Origin of the sequence: Acinetobacter sp. RIT698 (assembly GCF_009668065.1) — a bacterium.
Classification (GTDB): Bacteria; Pseudomonadota; Gammaproteobacteria; order Pseudomonadales; family Moraxellaceae; genus Acinetobacter; species Acinetobacter guillouiae.
This window is the reverse complement of sequence record NZ_WJYH01000004.1, coordinates 135,500-148,737: the sequence shown is the minus strand read 5'-3', so window position 1 is coordinate 148,737 and position 13,238 is coordinate 135,500. Positions and strand designations below refer to the sequence as shown.

At 40.3% G+C, this 13,238-nt stretch carries 8 protein-coding genes; 1 reads left to right on the top strand and 7 read right to left on the bottom strand.

The window, feature by feature from the left end; all coding sequences use genetic code 11:
* Positions 1–18 precede the first annotated feature (18 nt).
* Together GJV03_RS03235 and GJV03_RS03230 are read right to left on the bottom strand one after the other, a co-directional pair.
* Entirely contained in the window at positions 19–3,807 is a 3,789-nt protein-coding gene (locus GJV03_RS03235; RefSeq protein WP_154129451.1) for a UvrD-helicase domain-containing protein, read from the bottom strand.
* Between the two features lie 2 nt (positions 3,808–3,809).
* On the bottom strand, positions 3,810–7,589 hold the full coding sequence (locus GJV03_RS03230; RefSeq protein WP_154129450.1) for an exodeoxyribonuclease V subunit gamma: 3,780 nt from the start codon (positions 7,587–7,589) through the stop codon (positions 3,810–3,812).
* Positions 7,590–7,773: 184 nt separating this feature from the next.
* On the opposite strand from GJV03_RS03230, the gene GJV03_RS03225 reads away from it, so the two are divergent.
* Positions 7,774–8,280, top strand: a complete 507-nt coding sequence (locus GJV03_RS03225) for a hypothetical protein (protein ID WP_004725502.1) — start codon at positions 7,774–7,776, stop codon at positions 8,278–8,280.
* A 70-nt stretch (positions 8,281–8,350) separates the two neighbouring features.
* Here the strand turns inward: GJV03_RS03225 and GJV03_RS03220 are convergent, their stop codons facing one another.
* From GJV03_RS03220 to GJV03_RS03200, 5 genes are all read right to left on the bottom strand, one after another.
* On the bottom strand, positions 8,351–9,055 hold the full coding sequence (locus GJV03_RS03220; RefSeq protein WP_154129449.1) for a nitroreductase: 705 nt from the start codon (positions 9,053–9,055) through the stop codon (positions 8,351–8,353).
* Positions 9,056–9,076: 21 nt separating this feature from the next.
* Entirely contained in the window at positions 9,077–10,267 is a 1,191-nt protein-coding gene (locus tag GJV03_RS03215) for a hypothetical protein (protein ID WP_171287927.1), read from the bottom strand.
* A 56-nt stretch (positions 10,268–10,323) separates the two neighbouring features.
* Positions 10,324–11,640, bottom strand: coding sequence for an MFS transporter (locus tag GJV03_RS03210; RefSeq protein ID WP_004725495.1), 1,317 nt, complete (start codon positions 11,638–11,640; stop codon positions 10,324–10,326).
* A 185-nt stretch (positions 11,641–11,825) separates the two neighbouring features.
* Positions 11,826–12,464, bottom strand: a complete 639-nt coding sequence (locus GJV03_RS03205; protein WP_105713846.1) for an isochorismatase family protein — start codon at positions 12,462–12,464, stop codon at positions 11,826–11,828.
* Positions 12,465–12,474: 10 nt separating this feature from the next.
* Positions 12,475–13,230: a hypothetical protein gene (locus GJV03_RS03200; protein WP_004725492.1), complete on the bottom strand. Its 756-nt coding sequence runs from the start codon at positions 13,228–13,230 to the stop codon at positions 12,475–12,477.
* Positions 13,231–13,238 lie beyond the last annotated feature (8 nt).

Sequence of the window (13,238 nt, the reverse complement as noted above, 5' to 3'; positions counted from 1 at the left end):
AGCAACTATTCACACGATTCAACTGGATTTATCCTCAGTAAAATAGCCCAATATGGCATCAAGTCTTAAAATAAATTCCGTCGTGGGTCGCCAAAAGTAGTAACCTTGTCCACTTTGACCATTCATACCACGTAAATACAAATAGGTTGCGCCTCCCAGATCACGATCAATTTGATAATCTTCGAGCTGGGTTTTCAAATAACGATGCAATGCCACCAAATACAAAGAAGCCTGTAGCCAATAACTGGCATGTGACATGCTGTCCTGAACAGCGTCAAAGGAATAACTTTGCTGATCTACACCCAAAAAATTACTTTTATAATCGGCGATATGATATTGCTGACCATCAAAAAACACCAAATCAATTGACCCATTTAAATAACGTGCTGAATTGGCATCTTTAAACTCAGGCATTGCAATGGCATGCTCATCAAACAATTGATGTATACGTTTAATTGCCAAAACTCGATCTGAAAGGGCCAGATAAAATGGAAACTCAGCTAAATGCTCATGTGGTTCAAGTTGCCCCATTTTAAAATGACTGAGAATCGGAGTAGATAAAACATCCTGTAGCCACTCAGCCATCCAGTCAATCAGCGTCTCTTCCACAGCATGTTCTGCTTGAGAAACACCCTCACTCGAATTGTCGCTGAGAAATGCTTGCTGATATTTTTCCAGTAACTCCGTCCATAAACTTGAATAATCATTTTTAAAGCGACGACGTATTTCCAAACGCCAATAATGCGTATCTTTAAAATCAATATGCTCAAAAATTTCATGCAGGAAATTTCCTGCAATTGTACCCATTGGGAAATTGGCTTTGATCCATGCAAGCGGTTGAGTGGGAACTACATCTGTAATGATTTCAACAATGGGTTGTTGAATTTCGTCTTCTGCTCGATCCTGTTTTTGTTCAGAAACGGCCAAAGCATCCTGAATTTGTTGGCGAGTTAAATGCTGAGCCAAAGCACTAAAACTGGTTTTACCTCGAGGATAAAAACGTTGGGTAGGAAAGGCTTGTGCAAGTAAAGGCAATTGGACTTCGCTCTTGGGTTTTTCTAAACGCGGTGGGCGCTCGGTCAATAAAGCTTGCATGGCAGTTCCAGTATGCTGAAACGTATTTGCGCCCTGACCACGCCAAAATGCCAGCCCTGTTGTAGATTTTTCCTTTACATCACTCAGCATCGCGTACACCCGATAACTGGCGCGGGTCAATGCCACATACCACAACCGGTGATGTTCTGCTAAAGCGCGCTCATTGTGCTGCTCAATGTCTTTTTTATCGAGTAGATTGGCATCATTGATTGCCACCACACGCTGTTGTTCATTCTGTCCTGTTCGTACATTCAGCTGTTCAACGGTCGAGAAATTCAGCGTTTTATTGATCTCTTTAAAGTCTTTATCGGCTCCCAATAAAAACACAAACTTAAACTCAAGCCCTTTGGATTGGTGAATGGTCATTAACTGAACCCCTGCCTCATTGGACAGTTTCCGTTCCATCTCCCACTCTCTCTCCATCGGTGAAGTCAGTTGTTTTAAATACCAATGATAAAGATTTTGTGCACCTTGATAATCTTCACTGTGCTGACTCAATAACTCTGTTAAATGACGTAAATTCACCACCACACGTTCATTGTCACGACTGTGTTTTTCCACCAATTTTGTCCAGACAGAAAATTGGTTAAGCAGATATTGCCAAGCTGTTAAAAACCCTTGATTGAGCCACAGCTCACGAATCTGATCGAACAGTTCAATATAAACACTCAAACCATCAGCATGCTGTTCCAAGGCAATCAATGCTTTTAAATCAAAGCCGATCAGGCGGCTTAACAAAGCCCGTTTTACTTTGGCTTCATGATAAGGATGCAAAATTGCAGCAAGCACAGCCCCAACATCACCTGCTATCTGACTTTCAAAGACACTTTTTTTCAAGGGGCGACTGGTTCGAATCCCTAAAAATTCCAGCGCGGATTGTGCTTTATCTAAGCCATCATGGTTTTTAGAGAGGATGGCGATATCATTTTCATCTACTGCACGATGCACTGATTTTTCAATAAAATATAAACTACCTTGAATACCCTGATTGAGTAGCTCGCGAATTTTCCATGCCACTTGTTCAGCTTCTTGATTTTTATCTTCAAGCTTGATCCACCTTAAAGGCTGTGGATTGACATGGCCTTGATCCAGTAAATCGGGATGCGGACGAGGACCTGCTTGTACTGGGGTATACCAGACCTGTTCACCAAAATCCATTTGGCGTTGAAATAAGGCATCAACCACTTCAACCAAAGGCTTGACTGAGCGATGATTAAAAATCAGATTATATTCATGCCCTGCTTTACCAAACACATCCTGATGCGCTTTTAAAAAGGTCAACATGTCCCCACCACGGAAACCATAAATCGCCTGTTTACGGTCTCCGACCATGATCATACAACCCTGTTTGACACGATTGGGATGCCGCCAAATTTGTGCCAACATATCATCTTGATCTTGGTTGGTGTCCTGAAATTCATCGACCAGAATCAGTGGATAACGCGCATGAACAAAGGTCGCAAAACGCTGACCTTGTTCACCTTGCAAAGCCTCTGCAAGGGTACGAATTTGTTGTGCAAAGGTGGTTTCACCCTTTTGCTGTAACACTTGAGGTAAACGTGTTTTAACTTCTTTTGCCAAATAGTATTTTAAGAATGTATTGGTTCCAAGCAGTTGATTTTCATATATCTCAATCTGCGCATAAATACTGAGTAATTGTTGAATAAGCGTGTGTTGATAAAAATCGGATTGCACATTTTCAGGTGCGGCTTTTTTAAAAATTTGCTGCTCCCGAATCACTTTAATCAGGGTTGCAAAGTCGGACTTTTCAGCACTCAGCTTTGAACTTAAATAATGCTTATAGTCATGCTGTTGTAGGGTTTGAATAATTCGCGGCAAGCTCTTGGCAAAAATACGATTCAATCGATCATTTCTAAATTTTGTCCCATTCGCAAATTTATAAAACTCACCATCCAATAAATAATAACTTTGCAAAGTCAGCAATTGATCCAGTTGAATCTTGGCAAGCTGTTCAATCGCCTGTTGAAATAGCTGAACATCTGCATTGGAAAATTTAGGCTCAATAAAATTTGCCGAGGCAAAATTTAAGCTTTGTTCCACCGTTGCAACATAATAATCGACACCATGTAACTCGCCCGCAAACATCAAGCTGTCTACAATATCTTGAGGCTGTTTTTGAATCCATGCGCGAAGTACATCATGAATCAATTGCTGGCTATAACTTTTCGCATCATCAGTAATTTCAGCCCGCTCGATTTTGCCACTTTCAAAAGCAAACTCACGCAGTAATTTCTGACTAAAACTGTCTAAAGTCCCGACAAAAAGTTCATCCAGTTGATCAATCACCAATTTCAAGCGTTCACAGGCATACGCAATCCGTGAGGCAAACATCTTTAACACTTTAGAAAATAATGGATCTGACTCTTGGGCTGCTTTAGTCAAGACTTGCGTTTCGGTTAATTCTCGACATGAATCAAAATAACGGTATGTTTCCTGTAATCGTAAGCGGATACGTGTTTTCAATTCTGCCGCAGCTTTACGGGTAAATGTGGTTGCAATGACTTGGCTCGGTAAGTATTTTTCTAAAAAAATCCGCACCATCAAGCTTGAGAGCGTATAGGTTTTACCTGTGCCTGCTGAAGCTTCGATCCAGTGCAATCCAGAAAATTGCATATCTTCAATCGGCTGAATCGAAACTTTTTTGGCTGTGCCGTTTTGTGCTGTCGGCAACTGTGAATTTACGGAAGTCATGTTTATTCCTCCGCAACAAATTGATGCTGATAAATCGGCTGATACAACGCATAGCCAAAATGATCACAAGCATGTTTTAACAATGCGGTCGCATCTTGCTCTTGCAAAATAAATTGCCAATCCCGATGCTTTTTACTCCATTCCATTTCAGTCAAATCATAAGGTAGAAACGCATCGCTTTTATTCCATTCATTTAAAAGATCTGCAAAGTTATCGATCAACATCCTTTCCACATGATGTTGTGTATCCGCATTTAAACCATGTTCATTTAAACGATGTTCAGCTAAGCCACCTTCAACAGTCCCGAGTGACCATTGCAACTGCTTATTATTTTCAGCGGGCTTTAATAACAAAGCCGCAGGCAGAACCAGAGGTTCCGATTGGGCATAGGCAAATGCTTTAAACCACGGCAATAAATATGCTTTCGCCTGTTCTGAACTTAACCCGGTACTGATAATCGTGACATCACTAAATACCGCAATACGTTGTAGCGTTTTAGACTTTTCAGCATCGACATTTAAATAGCTTAACCAAAGTAAATATTCTAACCAAACTTTGGCACGACGTTTAGCACGACCACTTGACGCATCCAAACTCACCCAATGCTGCCCTGCTTGCTGAGGTACTGTGATATTCATAACCAAACCAGCGTCAATTCGCCACTGGCGTTGCGTTGTCAACGTCACATCAGCAGCATAACGCTGTAAACGCTCTTTTAAACTGTCTTGCTCCGCCAAACTGGTTTGCCATGCGCTGTGCTGAACCTTGCCAATGGGTAATTGATTCTGCAGTAATCCAATCTCTTGAGACCAATTATCTTCGGCAGAATGAGCCGATTGTTTCTGTAAGAAATCTCGAATCTGATAACGTGCCAAACCATCCAGAATTAAGGGTTCGTTCATTTCGGGAATATCTTCTGCGCGCAGATTCTCTACGCCTAAAGTTTTTAAATATAACTGTGCTGGGAAAGTGACATCTTGAATCCACTGTCGCGCATCCAAAACAGTGAGCTCTTCTTGAACAACAGGATATTGTGTATTTGCCCAAGCCTCACGTTTAGCAAGCATTTCCGCTTGACGGATGTGTTGTGCAACATTGAACCATTGATCTTGAAAACGAAGCAGTGTTGTTGACTCAAAACCATTTGGATCAAAAGGTTGTAAAGTATGAATATGATATAAGCACTGCAAATGTTCAGGGACTTGAACCCCCTTAAGCTCAATCATCTGATCAACAGGACTGATATCTTTATTGTCCGTAGATAATGCCGTTTCAGATTGGGCAATCAGGGCAATATGGTTGATCAATTCCTGTAACACGCTGGATGGCTCACGAACTTCACCATCACTCACATCAAAGCCATTATAGAATAACCATAGATTTTCCTGCGCCAATAACAAAGCATCGAGGAAAGCGCCTTGATCATCATCTAGGCGGGAGCGATCCCCCAACTGCGGCTTGAGAATTTGCATCAAATCAAAGTGTAAATGTACATTTCGATCTGGAAATTTACCCCCATCCAAATTTAACAGGACGATCAACTTATAAGGCAAAGGACGAATCTGGCCAATTTGGCTAAAGGTAATCTGACCTGTCGGTAAAGCCTGATCGATTTGACCTTCTAATAAATTTTGAATCTCATTCAATAGATAGGGTAAAGGTAAATAAATATTTTTAAGGATGGGTTGCGCATGTTCATCATAAAAACTGGCTAAAGTCAGCATACGCTCTTGTTTTTTGACAATTTCACGTACGACTTTTAACGACTCAACACCGGCTTGTTCAAACTCAACAATGTCTTGCATCAGTAGTTTTAACCACGCCTCAACATTGCATTTTAACGTGGTATTTTTCCCCAACTCATGCGCAATCATCCAGTCACGGCGCACATCAAAATCTTGATAAATCTGAATCAGTTTAGCCACTAACTCAAAATCACTTTGCAAAATTTGGGCATAACTTAGGGTATTTTCAAAAATCGTATGCTCTGGAATCGCAATACCTAAAGCCAAACGATCAAGAGCAAATTTAAAACTAAAACGAAAATCTTCATCATCCTGACTTAAAGATCGTCGTAAATGTTGTGCATCTAGACCACGTTTAAACCCAGCATTGATCAATAGCTCAATCATTCTTTCTGTATTTGAAATATCCAGAGCGTAACGTAATTGCGTGGCATTTAAACTTAACCAATCTGCAAAATCCTCAACGCTAAAACGACCTTCAACCAATTGAATACGGCCTAAAACGGCTCGCCAAGCGTTATTGGCATCCAGTTGCGTTACTCCAGCAATCTTCACTGGCAAATAAATACTGTCTTGGTTTGGTGTATGCGGAAATACACTGCGAATAAGTGGTTCAATTTGTTTTAAATCTGGCACTAACACCAAAACATCACTTGGCCGATGTGGCTGTTCAACAGTGCTTTTCATCAGCCAAGCAACCAACTGGTCTTTTAACACTTCAAGCTGTCGTAAAGACGAATGACACACATGGATTTGAATCGAGTCATCCATTTTGGCAATTGGATAAGCATGCGGTTCAGGCTCAACCAAATACAGAATATCTGATTGTAATTTACTTAATAAATGAATCGGTTCTTCATCGACAAAGGCATCTACCCATTGTCCTTCTTCACCTGAAGACAGATTAGACAAGATCGAAAAGTGATCACGGGCTTGTTTACCAAAACGGGTTAATAATGGATGTCGTGATTCACGAATTTCTGCATTAAAATTCAAAGTAAATTCATCAAAAAACTTTTGAATATCTGCATCGGTCGCTTTGGGATACTTACTGACAAAACGCGCCTTTACCCGTAAGTCATATTGTTTTTTCCAGTTTGGATCGACACTGTCAGCCCAATATTCTTGTGATGGGTTGTAATGTAAAATCACCACATCCAAATATTGTCCCAGTCGTCTTAAAAACTGTAATTGACTCGGTGGTAAATCCAATAAAGTAAAGATAATCAGCTGGCTAGGTAATTTCTTTAACGCTTGAGGGCGTTGTACATCATCATCCATGATTTGCCAAAAATCATGATCAATACTTTGCATTTCAATAAAATCGTCATGAAATGTATGTTGCCATAACCAACGTTGCCAAGTTTCCAGCTCTTGTGCCTGATTTAAAGTAAATGCTGAAATTTGTTGATTGGTTTTAAAGAATTGCTGTTCGAGGTTAAGTGCTTGACCACGTCCCCACTGCCCTAACCAATTGCTTGGGCAACTACATGCTTGTCCATTGTTCTGTTGGCAACCGCGTTGACAGTCCCCACGATACAGCATGTAGTGACTGAACAATTTTGACACTTGTTCAGAGACCCAATACAACATACTTTGTTTTTTGAGTTGCTTCTCTAAACCCTGTTCCAGTTGCGAGGCTGCATCATAAATACGTTGGATAATGCCATGCAAAGGATGATCTTGGGCTAAGCTATTTTCATCCTGCTCAATAAAACTTTTCAACGTTTGGTAAATTCGCCACTTCATAATCAAACGCGGAATATTGGCTTTACGGACTTTGTCTTTGTCATCTAAAACTTGTTGATAAGCAAACCACTGAAAACCACGAATACGTTGATGAAATTGACTGTTGGCACTAATGCCTTGTTGTTCAGCAATACGTTGGCTCAACCATTCTTGTACCGCAGGACTTGGGACAATAAAATGTTGTGTTTGCAAGACTGCAAAAGGATTTTTGGATGGCCGAATGGTATTTTGCAAAAGCCCTTGCACCAAGACATCAATGCGTTGGCTTTGAATCACATGAATGGCCATAATCCCTCAACTTTCAATCTTCTATTGTCTACGTTTATGCACAAAACATAAACATTCGCCACTATACAACAACACCATACTATGGCATTTTTAAAACATTATTTGGAAATAACTTCACAATTTCAAGCTTAAACATGCATTTTCAAAAATATGAGAAAAAGCTTGAAACAAAGGTAATTGTTTTATGAAAATTGATAAACTTCCAGACGCAATCGATCCAAGCTTAAACTTAGAACAAATTCGTGATGAATGCTTGGAGCAAGTGAAAAAGCGCTCTTATGTCTCTGCTGGTGTCGCAGTGATTCCTGTTCCGTTTTTAGATGTGGTGATTGATGTCGGGATGCTGTCGCTTCTAATTCCTGAAATCAATGCCCGCTTTGGTTTAGCACCAGATCAAATCAGTGTTTATGATCCTGCAACCAAGAAAATTCATTGGAATGAATTACGCAAACGTGGTTTTGAGTTTTCTGGTTTAGTGGTTGCGCGTACTGCGGTAAAGGCATCATTAAATAATATGGCAGCTAAAATCATTACCAAACAAGTGACCAAGTTTATCCCATTGGGTGGCTCAATCATTGCAGCAAGTTTAGGCTATATTGTGATGAAAAAAGTTGCTGAAGCGCATGTAGATGAATGTTATAAATTAGCCAAAAATATTCAAAATAAACAAACCCAAAAGTTAGTCAGCTAAGCGCTGCCATACTTTAAGATCTATACTTAGTAAAATAAAGAGATATCAGATGATATCTCTTTATTTTTATTCATTGTAAAAATACAGCAAACTCTTCAAGACTGAGTCGTGAGGGATGAAAAGAATTAATTTTTTCATTCACATCGGCATAGCCTAGAGACATGCCACAGACCAACTGCTCGTCATCTGTAGCACCTAAAATTGGCATAATAATCTTATGATAATCATTCCATGATGCTTGGGGACAGGTGTCTAAGCCCTGCGCTTTTGCAAGTAACATAATATTTTGCATCAACATGGCGATCGCCATTTTTGCGCCCGCTTCTAATTGACGATGCGTGGTAAAAAATAAACCGACAGGCGCATCAAAAAACTTAAAATTTCGAAGGTGTTGTTGATGCATTTCCTGTCGTTGTTGTTTGCTAATGCCCAGTACAGCATACATCCCCCAACCATTCTCCCGTCTACGACTGATATACGGCTCAAACCATTGCTCAGGATAATAAAGATAAGGGGCGCTAAATTCGCTTCTTGAACTTTGACCAGAATAAATGGAATCCGCCGCTGCAATCACTTGTTGGCTAATCCTCAATTTGCTATTGCCCTGAACCACATAGACTTTCCAAGGTTGCGTATTGGTTCCAGAAGGTGCATGACTGGCTTTTCGCAGTAGATCTTGAATGATCTCAATATCTACAGCCTGATCTGTAAATGCACGCACAGAATGTCGATTTAAAATCACTGCTTCGACCAGATTATTGGCTGTCAATTCCATTTATTCCCTCATAGGTCAAGACTAAAAGTTATATCCGACGTTGATATTCCACCTAAATTTCCAGTCATTGCTATAGTCCGAATTCGTCGAGGTATAGCCAGTTGAGTTTTTAGCCCCACCCAACACATTGACATTCTTCCCGACACTTCCGTCCACCCAAATTAAGAAAGGCATTGCATTAAACTGCACTCCAAAGGTGTCCATTTGCGAGCGATCCCAGCCGGCTTTGTCTTTCCATAACACACTATAATCATTATAGAATTTTACAGTTTTTAAATTCGGAAAATACTTGGTTTGCACAGGTTGGGTATAACCGATATTAAATGAACCAATCGTCCCTTCAGCTGCGACAAAATAAGCAGGTGTTATACCATTCGCTTGCATTAAAATTTGATCATTATTTAAACCCTCTGGGTTTTTTGCATCATATTTATAGCGAATCGCTGAAGTTTGCACATTCCATTTTTCGTAATTGTTTAAGCCATGCACTCCAAATGCATAATAATCGCCATTTTTATCCGTCGCTTTATTACGCAATTGTGAATATGCCCCACTCACACCAAACTCCTGTTTACCAAATTCCAAATCCATTTTATGGGCATAACGTAGATTGAGCTGATTTCTTTTTTCGTTAAGATATTGTTGTTGGTGAGGCAGCACATTATCCAATTTATCCGCCGAACCAGACTCAGGCGAGTAACGAATATTGCCTGGACTCATGATTGGCATATACGCCACGCTAAAATCATGGGTTGGCGAGGTGTTTTTCCAACTCAATCCCGGTGCTACACTGTCGGCAAATCCTAAGAAAAATGGAATAGGGAAAGTCCAGGCATGCTCTGGGAATGGATAAATTCCAAAAGGCTTATAAATAATTCCGGCCTGAAAATCATTATTGTCATCAGGCTTATAGCCGACAAAACCATGTTCAACAGAACGTTTATGATCACTTTGGAAGGCATAACTTACATCCAAATAAAATTGGTCATATTTACCCTTAATATTTAAACGAGCATTATCAAACAAAAACTTGCCATTATTGGGGCTTTCCCATCGCTCATCACGATAATTGGTTCGGACAAAACCGCCTAATTTCAATTGTTTTAAACCATCTTCAGTTTCCCATTGGAACGGTGAAGGTTGTGCATTGGCATAGGCTTGAAATGAGATCAAACTCGATATGATTAATCCTAAATATTTAATTTTTAACATGAGAACCTCCTCAGCAATTTGTTCTCCCGAACGCATTGCCATTCAATTTTTTTAATTTATTTGTTTACTAAAGTTTTAGGCAAAGACAGCACAATGAAGCAACTCAACAATAAACATGCTGAGAACACGATGAGTGCGCCTTCTGGTTTACCGGTAATCTGAATGGCATACCCCACCAAAGTGTTACTGACTAAGCCGGCAATGTTGGCAATAGAACACGCCAGTGCAAACCCTGTCGCCGCCGCAGTTCCTGATAAAAAAGTTGCAGGAAGACTAAAGAACACGGGGATGGTGCCTGTGGTCGCAATCGCAGCAATCGAGAACAAAATCAAGGTCATGACAATATTGGTACTAAACATTGTGGTTAAAAACAGTGCGACTGCACCAAAAATAAATGGTACGACCATATGCCAACGACGCTCTCTATATTTATCTGAACTCCGCCCAATGACTAACATTGCAATCAAACCAACAATACTTGGAATGGCAACCAGTAAACCGATATTTAATAAGTTGGCGACCCCAGTGGTTTTAATAAATGTCGGCAACCAAAAGCCCATAGAATAGGTACACAGCAACATCGAAAAATTAATTGCACCGAGTTTCAGGATATTGGTATTGAAAAATCCATCTTTAAAACTATGCTTTTGTTTAGCAGAGTCATTGCCTTCTAAATCTTTATTGAGATTTTTTTCAAGGATTGATTTTTCAGCATCATTGAGCCATTTGGCCTTAGAAAAGTGATTCGGTAACATTTTAAATGTCAAAATACCCAAGATCACACTTGGAAGTGCCTCTAAAAAGAACAGCCACTGCCAACCTGCCCAGCCATAAACTTGATCAAAGGTGGTCATGATCCAACCTGAAAGCGGACTACCAATAATCACCGCCAAAGGTAAACCAATCATAAATAAGGCAATGATCTTAGCGCGATAATATGTTGGGAACCACGTGGTTAAATAATACAAAACCCCGGGTAAAAAGCCTGCTTCCGCAGCACCGAGCAGAAACCTCAGCGCATAAAACTGCATCGGTGTCGTCACAAACATGGTTAAACCAGACAGAATCCCCCATGTAATCATAATGCGCGCAATCCAAATTTTTGCGCCGACCTTTTCCAGAACCAAGTTACTGGGTACTTCAAAAATAATATAGCCAACAAAAAAAAGTCCTGCACCTAACCCAAACGCAGCCTCACTCAAGTTCACATCATTTAACATGTGTAATTTGGCAATCCCGACATTAATTCGGTCTAAATAGGCTGCGATATAACAGAAACACAGGAATGGAATCAGTTTCCAAATCACTTTTTTATAAACCTGAACCTCTTGTTCAGGGTAAATTTCTTGTGGTTTTACAACACTGGTAGACATATCTAACTCCTTTAGATCACAAACCAAGTGAGTTGTTTTTCTTGTAATACTTAGAACAAAATGAACAAAGCTTTTATGTCACTGATGATCTGCACATTCTCTTTTGTTTTAATGCATCACCAAAAACCATTCTATCCTTGGTTTTTTATTACCCTAACATCCATAATTTTTAGTTGTATCAGTCATCAATTTTTGTTTTGAGTGAAATAATTCAAGACTTCTTGTTTTGATACAACATCTCCATACTTACTATCGATATCAAACAGATTGGCTTCATGCGGTTCACGATGACGATCCCCAACACAGTCACGGATCACAATGGTTCTAAATCCATGTTGCACAGCATCCACTGCTGTTGCGCGAACACACCCACTGGTCGAACAGCCCACTATAATCACGGTATCTATCGCCTCAGCGTTTAAAACCGATGACAAACTTGTTGCAAAAAAAGCACTTGCATAATTTTTAGTGATCACCAATTCAGTGTCGAGTGGTTGAACTTGTGGACAAAATTGAGTGGCTGAATTATCCACCGTCATCGCTGCCATTACAGGTGATTTTTTTACCCACATTCCTCCGTCAATTTGATTTTTAGCGTGATAAAGAATATTGGTGTGAATCACTAAAATATTCTGTTCACGTGCCAGTGCTAAAACCGCTTCAGTTTCTTGAACTGCGGTAATCACATCTGGCGCATATAAAGGCTCAGATGCTGTAATATAAGACTGGATAAAATCGACCAACAACAGCACAGGTTTCTTGCCAAAGCCAATTCGATTTCCCCACACACCTTGATAATTATCATTCAGGGATTGTTGCTTCATTCCACACTCCTTATGCATATGCGCCAGAGAGCAATGCACCAGCACCCGGTACAATCGGCTCTAAATCCATTGCTTTAAGCATCTGATAGGTTGTTGCGATTGCCGCTGAAATCACGGGCTTACCCGTGAGTGCCTCAACTTTAGCGACTGCAGAAAGTGACTGCATTTGTACACATGCTGAAAGCACAATCACATCTGCATCTTGGTAATTCAGCTTTTGCACAATGTTGGGTAATTGAGCAGGATCATGTTGTGCAACAGCAATGTTGTCAGCGATTTCTAAGGCCACATAATCTAAGATTTCAAAACCCTCTTCACCAATGTAATTCACCACCAATTCAGTTAAGGGTTTCATATACGGCGTAACAACAACGATTTTTTTCGCCTTCATCAGTTTCAAACAGTCAACCAAAGCCCCCGCACTGGTGACTACAGGCGCTGCAGCATCATTATCAACCGTGACTTGATGTAGACGTTTTTCTGACTCACGGTGATAACCGATGCCCATGGACATAATCGCAACCAGACAGGCATATCCCAAGACATCCACCTTGGCATCTGAAAGTTCTAAAGCACAACGATCAGACTGCGCATCCATTGCCACAAGCTCTTCTTTCTTGACATGTTTCATCCGCATACGGCTAGAATGAAAGGTAAATGTTTCAGGACGAATCAGTTGACGTGCTTTCAACATCGCTGGAATTTCAGTTTCCATCGTGGTATTGGAACTGGGTACGATTTGACCAATTCTATAAATTCTTTGCATGATCATTC